The organism is Mycolicibacterium pulveris, assembly GCF_010725725.1.
In the GTDB taxonomy this organism is placed as follows: Bacteria; Actinomycetota; Actinomycetes; order Mycobacteriales; family Mycobacteriaceae; genus Mycobacterium; species Mycobacterium pulveris.
In genome coordinates this window covers 2,351,955-2,367,804 of the sequence record NZ_AP022599.1, presented here as the reverse complement: position 1 = coordinate 2,367,804, position 15,850 = coordinate 2,351,955, and the positions used below count along the sequence as shown (strand labels likewise).

Here is a 15,850-nt window from a genome sequence, read left to right as displayed (position 1 = left end):
GGCGGCGCTAGAAGCGCCGCCGCTGCTCGCCGCCGTAAACTCAGCTGTCCCAGTAACTTCCGCTGTCGACGCTGTCGTAGAGGCCGTGGAACTCCTGCGGGATGTTCAGCTGCACCGGGCCCTCGATCTGCGGAACGTCCACGGACAGTTGAATGTTCGCCGGGTGCGCGGCCAACGCGGTTGGTTCGACGTCGGCGTGCGCGGCACCCGCTCCGGCGACCCCGAGCCCGGTCAGCGCGGCGCCCACGGTCAGCACCTTCCAAGTGGACTTGCGATTCATTGTGTGCTCCTTTTCTCGCGTTCTCGTTTCCCCGACATGTCCAATGTCTCGCCCCGCGGTGAAGGCAGGAGGAGACGAAGATGAGCGCCTTCTCATCCGGCGCTCGCCAGCCATTTCTTCGCCAGCTCCAGGCGCGCGACGGTGTGCTCGGGCCAGTGCGGATGCTGGATCCGGAATGGACCGGTGGCCAGGCCGAGCAGCGCCGCGGCGGTGCGCTGCCGTAGCTGCCGCGGCGGAACCCGTCGATCGGCGTGGGCGAGCACCTCGGCCGCGTACCGTCCCGCCGTCGGATGCCATTGGTCGTCGAGATCCAGCCCCGACAGGTGCGCGAGCAGCATCGCCCACTCGTCGATACGCTCGCCGGGTCCTGCGGTGTCCAGATCGACCAACCCGGTGATCCGTTCACCGCGGGTCAGCAGCTGACCCTCGTAGAAGTCACCGTGCACCGGCACCACCGGCCCCGGCACCTCCTCGACGGTGTGCAGCGCGTCGACGAGGTCGTCCAGCTCGGCCAGCACCACCGGCTCGTCGGCCGCGGCCCACCGCAGCGCCGCCGCGTTGTCGTCGACGAGCTGCAGGTGCGAGCGTCGTCGCGGCATCGCCGTCAGCTCGGCGGGCAGCGCGTCCAACAGCGCTTCCAGCGCCTCGGGCAGCGGCGCAACGGCACCGTCGGCCAGCACGCTGCGCAGCGGCGTTCCCGGCGCTTCGGGCAGCACGATCATCCCGTCCGCGCTGAACCCAGCCACTGGCGGAACCGGCAGGTGCGCGCTGGCCAGGTCATGGCGGGCACGCACCTGCGTCGCCGCCGAGGGCCGCAGCACCTTGAGAAACCATGTGCGTTCGCCGTCGCACACCTGAAGCACCGCGCGTTGCGCAGGCCGGTACGCACGCACCTTGACATCGGTGACTTCCGTTGTGCCCAACCCGAGTTCGCGAAGCACCCCCGGGTCGGTGGCGGCTTCGAGCGCCGGCAACGCCGGATCCTGCGGCCACCGCCAGATGCCGATCTGCACCGGTTCACCGAGATGCTCGCCGGCGATCACGGCGGCGCCATGCGGGATGTGCCTACCGGTGGTGGCGGCAAGAATCTCCGTGGTGCGGCTGCCGTCGGCGCGACGCACGGCCGCCCAGTACATGACGGTGCCCGCGCCGCTCGGCCGAACGTTGACGTGACCGGGCTGCAGGTGTTCGAGCTCGCCGCCGTACTGCGCGAGGGCAGCGGCCAGCACGTCGGGTGCGTGCGGGCCGAGTAGCAGGTTCAGCGCAGGCGAAGCCATGCCACCAAGGGTGGTCGCCGACGCGGAATCGCAGATGAACCTCAGATGAGAGTGCTCTCATCTCAGCGCGCACGTACGTTGAAACGGTGAGCTTCCCCATTCGCATCGGTGTGCAGCTGCAGCCGCAACATTCCCCGCAATATCACTACATCCGCGACGCCGTGCGTCGCTGTGAGGACCTGGGCGTCGACATCGCGTTCAACTGGGACCACTTCTTCCCCCTGTACGGCGATCCCGACGGACCGCACTTCGAATGCTGGACGATGCTGGGCGCCTGGGCCGAACAGACCTCGCGCATCGAGATCGGCGCGCTGGTGTCCTGCAACTCCTACCGCAACCCTGAACTGCTGGCCGACATGGCCCGCGCCGTCGACCACATCAGCGACGGCCGACTGATCCTTGGCGTCGGCTCGGGCTGGAAGCAGAAGGACTACGACGAATACGGCTACGAGTTCGGCACCGCGGGCAGCCGCCTCGACGACCTGGCCGCCGGCCTGCCCCGGATCACGTCGCGGCTGGCCAAGCTGAACCCGCCGCCGACCCGGCAGATCCCGGTGCTGATCGGCGGCGAAGGAGAACGGAAAACGCTGCGGCTGGTGGCGCGTCACGCCGACATTTGGCACACGTTCAGCGGCAGCGCCGGATATCCGCGCAAGGCCGAGATCCTCGCCCGGCACTGTTCGGACGTCAGCCGCGACCCCGCTGCGATCGAGCGGTCGGCGGGCGTGTCCGGCAAGACCATCGACGCGTTGCTCGCCGAAGCCGACGCGCTGGCCGATCTCGGGGTCACCCTTCTCACCGTCGGCGCCAACGGACCCGACTACGACCTCACCGAGGCCGAGGCGCTGTGCCGCTGGCGTGACCGGCGCCAGGGCTGACCACGCCGAACCGGCGTATCGGCTTCATGCATACAAAAAGCGTGAGACACTGTCGCCGCGATGCCCAAAAAGTATGGGGTCAAAGAAAAAGACCTCGTGGTTTCGTATGTGGTCAACCTGATACTGACGGGCAAACTCCGCTCGGGCGACCGGATCGACCGCAACGAGATCTCCCGCGCGCTCGGCCTGTCCCGAGTGCCCATCCAAGAGGCCGTGGTGCAACTCGAGCACGACGGCATCTTGTCCACGCTCTATCACCGCGGCGCATACGTCGAACCGTTCGACGAGTCGGTGGTGCGGGAACATCACGAGGTGTACGGCGTTCTCAACGGCATCGTGTCCGCACGCGCGGCGGTCGACCAGAATCCTGAGATCCTGAAAGAGCTCGAACGGCTGGTCGACGTCATGCGCAACAACCCGGAGTCGCGCGCCTTCAACGAAGCCGGCTGGGAATTCCGGCGGCTCGTCAACGACACCTACGCCGGGCCGCGGCTGCTGGCCCTGATCAGGGCGTCCCAGGCGCTGGTACCGCGCGCGTTCTGGGGCGCCTACCAGGGCAGTCACGACGAGATGCTGCCGTTCTACGAAGACGAGGCCGACGCGATCCGACGCGGCGACCCCGACGCGGCGCGCGCGACCTGCGCCGCGCGGTCCGAGGTGATGGCCCGGATCATGCTCGCCGAGCTGGTGCGCCGTGGCGTGTTCACTCCGTCGGCGCACCCGGCGTTGCGTTCCAATTGAGTTGAAGACAGCGCCGCGGCGCCGACGCTCGCTACGTTGCAGGAATGAAGGCAACCGTCTTAGCGCTGATCGCGTTGTTGATCGGCGGCATGGGTTTGGCTTCGCCGGCTCGGGCGCAGGTCGACCAGTGCGCGCCGCCGGGGATCGCCAGCGCCAGCGCGCTGCCCACCAACCTGGCCGCGGCGGCCAAAGGCCCTGACGAGGACCGCTATACGACTGCCACCGTCGTACCGCTGGACACCGTCGATGTCGGCGCGCTCGGTCTGAGCACCCCGGGCACGTTGACCGTCGGCACCCTTTCCGACGCGCCACCGAGCATCTGCATCGACTCCGCGGGCCAGTTCACCGGGTTCGACAACGAGCTGCTGCGGGCGATCGCCGAGAGGCTGGGCCTGCGGATCAACTTCGTCGGTACCGAGTTCTCCGGGCTGTTGGCCCAGGTGGCCTCGCGGCGCTTCGACGTCGGCTCCTCCTCGATCACGACGACCGAGGCGCGGCGCCGCACGGTCGGGTTCACCAACGGCTACGACTTCGGCTACTTCTCGCTGGTGGTGCCCGCCGGCTCGCCCATCACCGGGTTCGGCGACCTCGCCTCCGGGCAGCGCATCGGCGTCGTGCAGGGCACCGTGCAGGAGTCCTACGTGGTCGACACCTTGGGCCTGCAGCCGGTGATCTATCCCGACTACAACACCGTCTACGCCAGCCTGAAGTCCCGCCAACTGGACGCGTGGGTGGCGCCGTCGCAGCAGGCCGAGGGCACGGTGCAGCCCGGCGATCCCGCCGAGATCGTCGAAAACACGTTCAGCTTGGACAATTTCATCGCCTACGCGGTCGCCAAGGAGAACCAGCCGCTCATCGACGCGTTGAACGCAGGCCTGGACGCGGTGATCGCCGACGGCACCTGGGCGCGGCTGTATTCCGACTGGGTGCCGCGTGCGCTGCCGCCGGGCTGGAAGCCGGGTTCGAAGGCGGCTCCGCTGCCGCAGCTGCCCGACTTCGACGCGATCGCCGCGCAGCAGCAGGAGTCCGACAGCACCGGACCCGCGCAACAGAAATCGACGCTGTCCCAACTGAAGGACTCGTTTCTGGACTGGGGCCTGTACAAGCAGGCGATCCCGGTCCTGTTCACCACCGGCCTGCCCAACACGCTGATCCTCACGATCTGCGCGTCGGTGATCGGGCTGGCGCTCGGCATGGCGCTGGCCGTCGCCGGGATCTCGCGACACCGCCTGCTGCGATGGCCGGCGCGGGTGTACACCGACATCTTCCGCGGCCTGCCCGAAGTGGTGATCATCCTGCTGATCGGTCTCGGGCTCGGGCCGGTGGTCGGCGATCTGACCGGCAACAACCCGTTTCCGCTCGGCATCGCCGCGCTGGGGCTGATGGCCGCCGCCTACGTCGGGGAGATCTTCCGCTCCGGCATCCAGAGCGTGGAGGCCGGCCAATTGGAAGCCTCGCGCGCGCTTGGCTTTTCCTATTCCGCATCGATGCGTCTGGTGGTGGTGCCGCAGGGCATCCGGCGGGTGTTGCCTGCCCTGATGAACCAGTTCATCTCGTTGCTCAAGGCGTCGTCGCTGGTGTACTTCCTGGGTCTGGTCGCCGATCAGCGCGAGCTGTTTCAGGTCGGGCGCGACCTCAACGCGCAGACCGGGAACCTGTCCCCGCTCGTCGCGGCGGGCCTGTTCTATCTGGCGTTGACCGTGCCCCTGACCCATCTGGTGAACTACATCGACGCCCGGCTGCGGCGCGGCCGGGCGCCGACAGAGGAGGACCCGCTTGAGCTGTCCACGTCGCAAGAGATGATCTGATGGCCCAGTTTACGCCGGTGTCGTTGACCGCCAAGGATATTCACCTGTCGTTCGGGCCGAACCCGGTGCTGCGCGGAGTGCACCTCGACGTGCCGGCGGGCACCACCGCGGCGGTGATCGGGCCGTCGGGGTCGGGCAAGTCCACACTGCTGCGGACGTTGAACCGGCTCTACGAGCCCGACCGCGGCGACATCCTGCTCGACGGGCGCTCGGTGCTCAAGGACAACCCCGACCGGCTGCGTCAGCGCATCGGGATGGTGTTTCAGAGCTTCAACCTGTTTCCGCACCGCAGCGTGCTGGACAACGTGACGTTGGCGCCGCGCAAGCTCAAACGCCTCGGCGCCGACGAGGCCCGCGAGCTCGGGCTGGCGCAGCTGGAGCGCGTCGGGCTGCGTCACAAGGCCAACGTGCGGCCCACGACGCTGTCGGGTGGCCAACAGCAGCGCGTCGCGATCGCCAGAGCGTTGGCGATGGCGCCACAGGTGATGTTCTTCGACGAGGCCACCTCGGCGCTGGATCCCGAGCTGGTCAAGGGCATCCTGGCCCTGATCGCCGACCTGGGGACGGACGGGATGACGATGGTGGTGGTCACCCACGAGATGGGCTTTGCCCGCTCGACGTCGGACTCCGTGGTGTTCATGGATCACGGGCAGGTGGTCGAATCGGGCCGGCCCGAGCAGATCTTCGAGGCCGCCGAGACCGACCGCCTGCGGCGATTCCTGTCTCAAGTTCTGTGAAGTGAAATCCGCCGTCATCGAACTTGGCAGGCTCAGACAGGTTAGACTGCCGAATTATGGCCGAGGTGGAACCGCAGGTCACGGAGTTGGCGGGGGAGCTGCAGCGGGTGCTGTCCCGGGTCTTCTCCGTGCTGCGGCGCAGCGATACCAACCGCGCGGAAGCCGGTGACCTCACCTTGGCGCAGCTGTCGATCCTGCTGACACTGCTCGATCAGGGGCCGCTGCGGATGACCGATCTGGCCGCCCACGAGCGCGTCCGCACCCCGACCACCACGGTCGCGATCCGTCGGCTGGAGAAGCTCGGGCTGGTCAAACGCTCACGCGACCCGTCCGACCTGCGGGCGGTGCTGGTCGACATCACCCCGGAGGGGCGGTCGCAGCATCAGGAGGCGTTGAGGGCGCGGCGGGCGCACCTGGCCACGCTGCTGGCCAAGCTCAGCCCCGAAGATCTGGAGATGCTGACCAAGGCGATCGCCCCGCTCGAGCGGCTGGCCGAGTAGCCAGCCGTCATCCCAGCCAGTCCAGTACCGCCGCCGCGGTCCACGACTGCTGCATGCTGCCCAACGGCTCGCCGGTGAACGGTTCGTAGTACTCGGCGAAGCTGCCGTCGCTGGCCTGCCGCAGACCTTCCTTGCGCAGCAACCGGGCGCGTTCGGCCCAGCCGCGCCGGCCGAAGCACCACGAGAACAGCCACGTCATCACCGGCCACACCGGCCCGCGCCAATACTCGCGGGGACGAAAGTCGCGCGACACCGGTGACGTCGACGGGATGCAGGCGTACTTGAGGTCGGGGTGCCCGCAGAAACGTGGGCCCTCCAGCAGCTTCACCAGCGTGCGTTCCTTGTCGTGGGGAAGCCCCCCGCACAACAACGGGGCGAACTGCGCGACCGTTTCGGTGGCCACCCACTTGCCGGTCCTCACATCGAAATCCCGTGCCGCGCCGGTTCTTTCGTCAGTGGCGTCGATGACTCCGGCGCGGAACCGCTGGCCCCACGTATAGAGGTCGCGCACGTCGGCGTGGGGACGGCCGTAGTCCTCGCCGATCTCGGCGAGCACGTCGCACGCGACCGCCAGGATCGCCGAGACGAACACGTCCTCGACGGCGAAGCTCATCACCTTGGGCAGCAGTTCATCGTCGTAGCGGGCCAGCTTCATCTCCTCGAGTAGCCACAGATACCGGTCGTACTCGATGTCGGTGGGGCGCTGGCTGGCGTCGGTGACGATGGCGATGTCGGCGCGTTGGTACTCGGGCAGCGCGCCCGGTACGACGTTGGCGTAGGCGCTGTCCCAGCGCGGGGAGTTGTCCATGCCGGATTCCCAGCCGTGATACAGCGTCACCCGGCCGCGCGATCGCGGGTCGCGGGCTTCGGCCAGCCAGCGGTGCCACCGCACCAGGTTGTCCCAGCGGCGGTCGAGGAACGCCTCGGCGACGGCGCGGGTGGACCGGCCGCGGGTGCGGGCGTGATCGAGGATGCGTTGCACGGCGATGGCGTGCACCGGCGGCTGGGTGATGCCCGAGGTGAGCCGGTTGCGCGGGGCGTGCGCGGCCAGCGTCCTGGTGGCCCAGCGGGCCGGCCCGGGAAAGTAGCCGTCGACCCCGTTGGCGAACACGATGTGCGGGATCATCCCGTTGCTCCACTGCGCCGAGAGCAGCGTGTCCAGCTCGACCACGGCGCGTTCCACACTCAGCGGCGCCAGCCCGATCGCCACGAACGCCGCGTCCCAGCTCCACATGTGCGGGTAGAGCAGCGGGGCGGCCGTGGTCATCGTGCCCAGGTCGTTGCCACGCAGCAGGTACGCCGCGCGGGCGGAGAGCTGCGTCGGAGCGAAGCTGTGATCGGCGGGCATCCGTTCCATGATGCGACGGTCGACGGCGGTTTGCAGGTCGGTAGCGTTGACGACATGCCGACCGCAATGATCACGGGGGCCTCGCGCGGTCTCGGTGCGGCCGTCGCCGCCGCGTTGGCGCCCACCCACACCCTGGTCCTGGCGGGCCGGCCGTCGTCGCGGCTGGACGCGGTCGCCGAACGGCACGGCGCCAGCACGCTGACCGTCGATCTGGCCGACGCCGACGCGATCCCCGCGGCCGTCGAGTCCGTCGACGAGCTGGACGTGTTGGTGCACAACGCCGGCGTGGCGTTTCCGGCCCGGGTCGCCGAATCGACGGTCGAGGAGTGGCGAACCACCATGGAAGTCAACGTGATCGGCGCGGTGGCGCTCACGTTGGCGCTGCTGCCCGCGCTGCGGGCGGTCGGTGGGCACGTCGTTTTCGTGAACTCCGGCTCGGGGATCAACGCCTCGCCGGGTTTGGCCTCCTACTCGGGGAGCAAGTTCGCGCTGCGCTCGTTCGCCGATTCGCTGCGCAACGACGAACCGGCGCTGCGGGTGACGTCGGTGCATCCCGGCCGGATCGCCACCGAGATGCAGGAGGGGCTGGTCGCCTACGAAGGCGGAACCTACGACCCGTCGCGGTTCCTGTCGCCCGAGACGGTCGCGCGCGTCATCGCCGACGCGGTCCACTCACCGCCCGACGGCCACATCCACGAGGTGATCGTGCGCCCGCGCGGCCACTCGTGATTTCGGCGTAGTTTGTCATGCTCAGCGTGACGTTCTACGCCCGAATCGCATGGTTGATGATGGCGATCACCCGGTCGGGATACTCGGTCAGATCCAGCCAGGTGAACCGGAGCACCTGCCAGCCGAGCAGCATGATGTCGTTCTGCCGCACGCGGTCATGATGGAAATCGTCGGTTGAACTGTGGAATGCCAGGCCGTCTATCTCGATGACGACTTTGGCTGCCAGGAAGGCGAAGTCGACCTTGTACCTTCCCACCGGGTAGTTGGTTTTCCATCCGGTGATGCCGGCAGTTCGAAGATGCTTGACCAGCAAACGTTCCGCGGCTGACCGTGTACCGTCCGACGCGGCTTGCAACAGTCGCCGTGCGGCCGGCGAGCCGTAGCGGCCTTTGTTCCGCAGGTGCGCCCGCCACAGGTCACGCACGTCGAGGTCGCCGAACAGCGCGGTGTCCATGATCTTCGGGCCGCCGCCTCGCCGGACGGCCGCCTCGACAGCGGTCAATGCGGGAGCCGTCATCGCAAGACCGTCCTGCTCCACGACATCGGCTGGCGCCAGGTCGCGGCGGCGAAGCCGTGACCCCGCCCGGCACCGGCCGCTGCTGCTGCGGGGCACGGTGACCTCGACGTCCGCCGGGGCGAACCGGGTGAACCCGTGCCACCATGCCGCGGCCAGGCCGCTGGCCACCGCGCGGGGACCATAGCCCCATACCGCGGCGCGGATGCGGGCCGCCTCGGTGAGCGGCCGGTCGTCGACGAAGAAGACACCGCGCGACAGCTGCCGCCACTGCCCCGACCGCACCCTTCGATTCACCGCTTGCCGTGTCATGCCGAGTTCCCTGGCATGTTCCAGCGTCAGCACGCCGTCGTGTCGACGCAGATAATCGTTCAGCACGAAGAGTAGGACGCGGCCAACGGCCTATCCGGTTCCCCACGTCGCGATTCGGGCGTGGTTTGTCACGGTGAGCGTGACAAAATACGCCGAAATCGCTAGATGACGATGTTGACCAGACGGCCGGCCACCACGATCACCTTTTTCGGCGTGGCACCGTCGAGGAAGGCCTGCACCTTCTCGTCGGCCAGGGCCGCGGCCTCCATCGTGTCGGCGTCGGCGTCGGCGGGAACGGTGATGTGCCCACGCACCTTTCCGTTGACCTGAACCGGATACTCCACGGTGTCCTCGACCAGGTACTGCGGGTCGGCGACCGGGAACGGTCCGTGCGCCAACGAGGTGTCGTGGCCCATCCGCCGCCACAGCTCCTCGGCCAAGTGCGGGGCCAGCGGCGCGAGCATCAGCACCAGCGGCTCGACCGCCGCGCGGGCGGTCACCCCCTGTTTGGTCAGGTGGTTGGTGTATTCGATCAGCTTGGCCGCGGCGGTGTTGTTGCGCAGGTTCGTGTAGTCGTCGATCACCCCGGCGATGGTGCGGTGCAACAACCGCAGCGTGTCGGTGTCGAGTTCTTGGTCGTCGACGGTCTGCGTCCGCCCGCTCTGCTCGTCGACCACCAGCCGCCAGACCCGCTGCAGGAACCGGTGCGCCCCGACGACGTCTTTGGGGGCCCACGGCCGCGACGCCTCGATCGGGCCCATCGACATCTCGTACACGCGCAGCGTGTCCGCGCCGTAGTCGTCGCAGATCTCGTCGGGGGAGACGGAGTTCTTCAGGCTCTTGCCGATCTTGCCGAACTCCTGGAACACCTCGATCTCCCCGTCGGGACCCGGAACCGACCCGTCGGCGACATCGGACGGACGCCAGTAGAACTTCCCGTCGCGCTCGACGACCTCGGCGGCGGGCACGTATGCGCCGCGCGAGTCGGTGTAGGCGTAGGCCTGGATGTAGCCCTGGTTCACCAGCCGCCGGTACGGCTCGCGGGAGCTGATGTGGCCGAGGTCGTAGAGCACCTTGTGCCAGAACCGCGCGTACAGCAGGTGCAAAACGGCGTGCTCCACACCGCCGACGTACAGGTCCACCCCGCCCGGGTCGTCCGGCCCGCGCTCCGCCGGTCGCGGACCCATCCAATACGCCTCGTTCTCCTTGGCGCACATGGCTTCTGAATTGTCCGGGTCGGTGTAGCGCAGCTCGTACCATGAGCTGCCCGCCCACTGCGGCATGACGTTGGTGTCGCGGGTGTACGGCTTGAGACCGTCACCCAGATCCAGTTCGACCTTCACCCAGTCGGTCGCCTTGCCCAGCGGCGGTGACGGCTCACTGTCCGCGTCCTCGGGATCGAACAACACCGGCGAATAGTCCGGTATGTCGGGCAGTTCCACCGGCAGCATCGACTCGGGCAGCGGGTGCGGACGGCCGTCGGCGTCGTACACGATCGGAAACGGCTCACCCCAGTACCTTTGGCGCGCGAACAACCAGTCTCGCAGCTTGTACTCGACGCGGGCGCGGCCGCGACCCTCGGCCTCCAGCCGTTTGGTCATCGCCTCCTTGGCGGCCGCGACGCTGAGCCCGTTGAGGTAGTCGGAGTTGACGACCTCGCCGTCGCCGGTGTAGGCGCCCTGCGAGATATCGCCGCCGGCAACGGTTTCCACGATCGGCAGGCCGAGCTGCGTGGCGAAGTCCCAGTCGCGCTGGTCGCCGCCGGGCACGGCCATGATCGCTCCGGTGCCGTAGCCGACCAGCACGTAGTCGGCGATGAACACCGGAATGCGTTGACCGTTGGCCGGGTTGGTCGCGTACGCACCCAAGAACACGCCCGTCTTGTCCTTGTTCTCCTGGCGCTCGAGGTCGGACTTCGCCGCGATGGTCGCCCGATACGCGGCGACGGCCTCCGGCGGGGTGGCCGCACCGAACGTCCAGCGCTCGTCGACGTCGGCCGGCCACTCCGCTGCCACCAGCGCGTCGACCATCTCGTGCTCGGGCGCCAGCACCATGTATGTCGCGCCGAACAGGGTGTCCGGTCGCGTGGTGAACACCTCGATATCGCCCGCGTCGGTGGCGAAGAGCACCGACGCGCCGGTCGAACGCCCGATCCAGTTGCGCTGCATGGTCTTGACCTTGTCCGGCCAATCCAGCAGTTCCAGATCGTCGAGCAACCGGTCGGAGTAGGCGGTGATGCGCATCATCCACTGCCGCAACCGCTTCCGGAATACCGGGAAGTTGCCGCGCTCACTGCGTCCGTCGGAGGTGACCTCTTCGTTGGCCAGCACCGTGCCCAGCCCCGGGCACCAGTTGACCAGCGAATCGGCGCGGTACACCAGCCGGTGGGAGTCGATGACGTCGGCGCGCTCACCGGCGCTCAGCTGCGACCATTCCCGTCCGTCGTCGAGCTTCCTTGCTCCGGAATCGAATTCAGTGATCAGCTCGTCGATCGGGCGGGCCTTGTCGGCGGCGGAGTCGAACCAGGCGTTGTAGATCTGCAGAAAGATCCACTGGGTCCACTTGTAGTAGTCGACGTCGGTGGTGGAGAAGCTGCGCCGCGGGTCGTGGCCGAAGCCCAGCCTGCCGAGCTGACGGCGGAAGTTGGCGATATTGGCCTCGGTGCGCTCCCGCGGATGCGTGCCGGTCTGGATCGCGTACTGCTCGGCCGGAAGACCAAAGGCATCAAACCCCAACGCGTGCAACACATTGTGTCCGGTCATCCGGTAGAAGCGGGCGTAGACGTCGGTGGCGATGTAGCCGAGGGGATGCCCGACGTGCAGGCCCTCACCCGAGGGGTAGGGGAACATGTCCTGCACGAACATCTTGTCCTCGGGCAGCGGGGTGCCGTCGGGGGGCGCCAGTGAACCGACCGGGTTCGGCACGTGAAATGTGCCAGCGTCGGCCCACCGCCGCTGCCAGGCGCGCTCGATCTCCCCGGCCAGCTCCGCGGTGTAGCGGTGCTGCGGGGTTTCAGCGGCGGCGGCCGCAGGCTGAGCGGTCGGCGGTTGGGTCACGTGAACAGGGTATAAGCCCCCGGATTCGGGGCGCGTCGGCCACGGCTTGGTATCGGTTGCATTGCGGAGAAGTCAGAACAAGGTTGCAGGTCGGTTCCGGCTCTGGTGGCTAACGACGTCGGCTGGATACAGTCGGCGCCTGACGTGCACCGCGCTGTCTGAAAGGACCGACGTCGATGATCGAGATCGCCCGCCGCTGGCGGGTTCTGGCTTCAGGAGCCGCCGTCGCGGCGGCTGGGGTGGTGGGCTTCGCGGGCCCCACCGCCTCGGCTGAACCTGTGCTTCCGCAACCTCCGATGCCGGCTCCGGCCACCGTGACACAGACGGTGACGGTGACGCCCAACGCCGCGCCGCAGGCGCTCGGTCAACCCGGTGTGAGCTCGGCCACTGGCGTCGCGCAGGCAGGCGTCGCCTCACCCGGATCGGTCCCCGCCGCCCCTGCCGCCCCCGCGGCCGCCCCCGTCGCGGCGCCCGTCGACGCACCGCCTCCGGTGGCCATCACCCCGGCCGCCTCGGGCACCCTGCGGGAGTTCCTGGAATCGAAGGGCGTCACGCTCGAGCCGCAGACCAGCCAGGGCTTCACCGCGCTCAACATCGTGTTGCCCATGCCGCGCGGCTGGTCCTACGTTCCGGACCCCAACGTGCCCGACGCCTTCGCCGTGATCGCCGACCGGGTCGGCGGCAACGGGATATACACCTCGAACGCGGCGGTGACCGTCTACAAGCTGGTCGGCGACTTCGACCCGGTCGAGGCCATCAGCCACGGCTTCGTCGACAGCCAGCAGCTGCCCGCGTGGCGCTCCACCGACGCGTCGTTCGCCAGCTTCGGCGGCATGCCGTCGGCGTTGATCGAGGGCACGTACCGGGAGAACTCGATGACGCTGAACACGTCGCGCCGCCACGTCATCGCGACCGCAGGCCCGGACAAGTACCTGGTCTCGCTGGCGGTGACCACCAGCCTCGACCAGGTCGTCCCGGCCGCCGAGGCCACCGAGGCCATCGTCCGGGGCTTCCGGGTGAGCGTGCCCACCCCCGCCGCTCCCCCGGCTCCGGACGCGCCACCGGCTCCCGCGCCGCCCGGGGCGGTGCCACCGCCTGTCGCGCCGGCGCTGCCCAGCCTGCCCTCGACGACGGCGGCCGCCTCGCAGGCGCTTGCGAACTCGGGGCCCAGCTAGGGCCCCCGCGATGGACATGTCCCCCGGGCGAAGCCTGGCGCCCGGGGGACACCATCACGTCGGGTGGATGTGCGGCTCGTATTGTGTGACCCATGCTCGTCGTCGGAGTGCTGTGCTTCTGCGCCGCGGTGGCGGCCGGGGTCGCCGCGCTGTGGCTGCTGAGCCGGCCGGCCTCCGAGGATCCCGTGCAGAAGGTGATGCGCTCGCTGGTGCCCACGCAGCTGGCGGCCGCCGTGATGCTTGCGGTGGGCGGGGCGGTCGCGGTGTTCACCGAACCCGGCACGGCGATGCTCGTGGTGATCGTGTGCGTGATCGGCGCGGTCGGCACCGTCGGCGCCGGGAGTTGGCAGAGCGCCAAGAGCCTGGCCCGCATCGGCGCGCGGTCCGCGGAGTCGACGGCCGCGTGCGGACGCACGTGTGCGACCTGCACGCTGTCGTGCAGTGAAAGTGAATCGGTCGCCGGCTAGTTGCGGCTGATGTCGATCGGGTGAGTCGCCAGCAGTGACAGCGGCAGCGGCTGCCGCCGCAACACCCGCGCCCACAGATCGACCCTGGGTCCGACCAGCACGTCGGATGGCAACGCGGACAGCACAATCCAGTCGTCGCGCTCGATCTCGCCTTCCAGCTGGCCGATGGTCCAACCCGAGTAGCCCGCGAAGATCCGCACTCCCTCGACAGCGGGCGCGACCGAGTCCGGGTCGGCGTCGAGGTCGACCATCGCCATCCTGCCCTGCACGTGCCGCAGCCCCGGCAGCCCGTCGGGATCGACACCGACGCGCATCGTCGCCAGGCACAACGCCGCATCGCGCTTGACCGGTCCGCCGAGGAACATCGTTTTGGGCTTGGCGGCCAGCTTCGCCCACTGCGGCAGCACGTTGTACACCGCGGTTTCGCTCGGCCGGTTCAGCACCACCCCGAGGGTGCCGCCGTCGTTGTGCTCGACGATGTAGATGACGCTGCGCCGAAACGTCGGCTCCAGCAAATCGGTGTTGGCCAACAGCAGCGTGCCGGCCCGCACGCGGTGCGCTGCGGGCGCGATGCCCTCCCTGCGGTCCTCCGGCTCCTCCGACTGCGACACGTATCCATCATGTCACCAGCAACGGAACAACGTGGAGAACAAGCGCGGCCCGCCGCAAGATTTGTACTGTGGGTCGGGTTCGGCACCGCCCGACCCGCAATACCGGCACAACCAGGACGTGATACCGCTGGCCGACCTTCGCGCACCCATTGCACTGTGGCGGTCGGTGCGCGGCATGCCCGAGTTCTGGCGGCTGCTGCAGCTGCGCTTGGTCAGCCAGTTCGGCGACGGGTTGTTCGCCGCCGGTCTCGCGGGTGCGATCCTGTTCAACCCCGAACGGGCCGCCGAGCCGTGGGCCATCGCAGGCGCTTTCGCGGTGCTGTTCCTGCCGTACTCGGTGCTCGGCCCGTTCGCCGGTGCGCTGCTGGACCGTTGGGATCGGCGCCTGGTCCTGGTCGGCGCCAACAGTGGGCGGCTGCTGATGGTGCTGTCCGTCGCCGCGCTGCTCGAGTCGGGTGCCGGTGATCTGGTGATCCTGTGCGGTGCGCTGATCGTCAACGGCCTCACCCGATTCGTCTCGTCTGGTCTGTCGGCCGCGCTGCCGCACGTCGTGCCCAGGCCCGAGGTGGTCGCGATGAACTCCGTTGCCGCCGCGACCGGAGCGGCCTCGGCGTTTCTCGGCGCCAACTTCATGTTGTTGCCCCGCTGGCTGTTCGGCGCCGACGACGCGGGCGCCGCAGCAATCATGTTGATCGTGGCGGTGCCGGTCGGCACGGCGCTGTGGTTGGCGTGGCGTTTCGCGCCCGGCGCGCTCGGTCCGGACGACAGGTCGCGCGGGGTTCGCGGCTCGGTGGTCTACGCGGTGGCCACCGGCTGGATGCACGGCGTGCGCACCGTCGCGACGGTTCCGACGGTGGCCGCCACGCTCACCGGGCTGGCGGCGCACCGAATGGTGTTCGGCGTCAACAGCTTGCTGGTGTTGGTGATGGTGCGCCACAGCGACACTGATGAGGTGGCGGGCCTCGGCGCGGCGGTGTTGTTCGTCGCGGCCACCGGGGCGGGAGCGTTTCTCGCCGCGCCGGTCACGCCGATGGCCGTGCGCCGCTGGGGCCGATACGCGACCGCCAACGGGGCGTTGTTGTCGGCGGTGCTGGTCCAGCTGGCCGGTTCGGGGCTGCGGCTGCCGGTGATGGTGGCGTGCGGCTTCCTGCTCGGCCTGGCGGGTCAGGTGGTCAAGCTGTGCGCCGACAACGCCATGCAGCTCGACGTGGCCGACGCGCTGCGCGGGCACGTGTTCACCGTGCAGGACGCGATGTTCTGGATGTCGTTCATCTCCGCGATCGCGTTGGCGGCCATGGTGATTCCGCCTGATGGGCGGGAACCGGCGCTGGCGCTCGCCGGCGCGGGCGTCTACCTGGCCGGGCTGGCCGCGCATGCCGTCATCGGCCGCAGGGACCGGCCGGTGGCGATAGGGTGA

Annotated in this window: 15 protein-coding genes; 9 read left to right on the top strand and 6 right to left on the bottom strand. The window is 68.8% G+C overall.

The features are described from left to right. Positions 1 to 40: 40 nt before the first annotated feature. On the bottom strand, positions 41 to 280 hold the full coding sequence (locus tag G6N28_RS11380; RefSeq protein WP_163900328.1) for a hypothetical protein: 240 nt from the start codon (positions 278 to 280) through the stop codon (positions 41 to 43). A 92-nt stretch (positions 281 to 372) separates the two neighbouring features. Further along, positions 373 to 1,557 (bottom strand): phosphotransferase, encoded by a 1,185-nt coding sequence (locus G6N28_RS11375; protein ID WP_163900326.1) that lies wholly within the window; start codon positions 1,555 to 1,557, stop codon positions 373 to 375. An 86-nt stretch (positions 1,558 to 1,643) separates the two neighbouring features. Here G6N28_RS11375 and G6N28_RS11370 point away from each other — a divergent pair, with 86 nt between their 5' ends. The 5 genes from G6N28_RS11370 to G6N28_RS11350 are packed head-to-tail and all read left to right on the top strand — an operon-like array spanning position 1,644 to position 6,221. Continuing rightward, the gene (locus tag G6N28_RS11370; RefSeq protein ID WP_163900324.1) at positions 1,644 to 2,435 is read left to right on the top strand and encodes an LLM class F420-dependent oxidoreductase; all 792 of its coding nucleotides are present in this window, start codon (positions 1,644 to 1,646) and stop codon (positions 2,433 to 2,435) included. Between the two features lie 60 nt (positions 2,436 to 2,495). Then, positions 2,496 to 3,176 (top strand): GntR family transcriptional regulator, encoded by a 681-nt coding sequence (locus tag G6N28_RS11365; protein ID WP_163900322.1) that lies wholly within the window; start codon positions 2,496 to 2,498, stop codon positions 3,174 to 3,176. A gap of 44 nt (positions 3,177 to 3,220) precedes the next feature. Beyond that, on the top strand, positions 3,221 to 4,984 hold the full coding sequence (locus tag G6N28_RS11360) for an ABC transporter substrate-binding protein/permease (RefSeq protein WP_163900319.1): 1,764 nt from the start codon (positions 3,221 to 3,223) through the stop codon (positions 4,982 to 4,984). Further along, positions 4,984 to 5,721: an amino acid ABC transporter ATP-binding protein gene (locus tag G6N28_RS11355; protein ID WP_163900317.1), complete on the top strand. Its 738-nt coding sequence runs from the start codon at positions 4,984 to 4,986 to the stop codon at positions 5,719 to 5,721. The genes G6N28_RS11360 and G6N28_RS11355 overlap by 1 nt, the downstream gene beginning before the upstream one ends. Before the next feature lie 56 nt (positions 5,722 to 5,777). Then, on the top strand, positions 5,778 to 6,221 hold the full coding sequence (locus tag G6N28_RS11350; protein ID WP_163900315.1) for a MarR family winged helix-turn-helix transcriptional regulator: 444 nt from the start codon (positions 5,778 to 5,780) through the stop codon (positions 6,219 to 6,221). Between the two features lie 7 nt (positions 6,222 to 6,228). On the opposite strand, the gene ggh is transcribed toward G6N28_RS11350, so the two are convergent. Further along, positions 6,229 to 7,569: a glucosylglycerate hydrolase gene (gene ggh / locus G6N28_RS11345; protein WP_163906122.1), complete on the bottom strand. Its 1,341-nt coding sequence runs from the start codon at positions 7,567 to 7,569 to the stop codon at positions 6,229 to 6,231. Between the two features lie 54 nt (positions 7,570 to 7,623). Between ggh and G6N28_RS11340 the strand changes: the two genes are divergently transcribed. After that, positions 7,624 to 8,298 carry an SDR family oxidoreductase gene (locus G6N28_RS11340; RefSeq protein WP_163900313.1) on the top strand — a complete coding sequence of 225 codons (675 nt, stop codon included), beginning with the start codon at positions 7,624 to 7,626 and terminating at the stop codon, positions 8,296 to 8,298. A 34-nt stretch (positions 8,299 to 8,332) separates the two neighbouring features. Here the strand turns inward: G6N28_RS11340 and G6N28_RS11335 are convergent, their stop codons facing one another. Both G6N28_RS11335 and leuS read right to left on the bottom strand, forming a co-directional pair. Then, a complete protein-coding gene (locus G6N28_RS11335; protein WP_163900310.1) occupies positions 8,333 to 9,190 on the bottom strand; it encodes a DUF559 domain-containing protein in 858 nt (285 codons plus the stop codon). Between the two features lie 95 nt (positions 9,191 to 9,285). Continuing rightward, positions 9,286 to 12,180, bottom strand: coding sequence for a leucine--tRNA ligase (leuS, locus tag G6N28_RS11330; RefSeq protein WP_163900308.1), 2,895 nt, complete (start codon positions 12,178 to 12,180; stop codon positions 9,286 to 9,288). A gap of 176 nt (positions 12,181 to 12,356) precedes the next feature. Between leuS and G6N28_RS11325 the strand changes: the two genes are divergently transcribed. Both G6N28_RS11325 and G6N28_RS11320 read left to right on the top strand, forming a co-directional pair. After that, complete coding sequence (locus tag G6N28_RS11325; RefSeq protein ID WP_163900306.1) at positions 12,357 to 13,355, top strand: LpqN/LpqT family lipoprotein; 999 nt, start codon at positions 12,357 to 12,359, stop codon at positions 13,353 to 13,355. 92 nt (positions 13,356 to 13,447) lie between these two features. Continuing rightward, complete coding sequence (locus G6N28_RS11320; protein ID WP_163900304.1) at positions 13,448 to 13,822, top strand: hypothetical protein; 375 nt, start codon at positions 13,448 to 13,450, stop codon at positions 13,820 to 13,822. Here G6N28_RS11320 and G6N28_RS11315 read toward each other — a convergent pair. Then, the gene (locus tag G6N28_RS11315; protein ID WP_163900302.1) at positions 13,819 to 14,433 is read right to left on the bottom strand and encodes a YqgE/AlgH family protein; all 615 of its coding nucleotides are present in this window, start codon (positions 14,431 to 14,433) and stop codon (positions 13,819 to 13,821) included. The two genes, G6N28_RS11320 and G6N28_RS11315, sit on opposite strands and share 4 nt — an antisense overlap. A 127-nt stretch (positions 14,434 to 14,560) precedes the next feature. On the opposite strand from G6N28_RS11315, the gene G6N28_RS11310 reads away from it, so the two are divergent. Further along, positions 14,561 to 15,850, top strand: coding sequence for an MFS transporter (locus tag G6N28_RS11310; protein ID WP_163906120.1), 1,290 nt, complete (start codon positions 14,561 to 14,563; stop codon positions 15,848 to 15,850).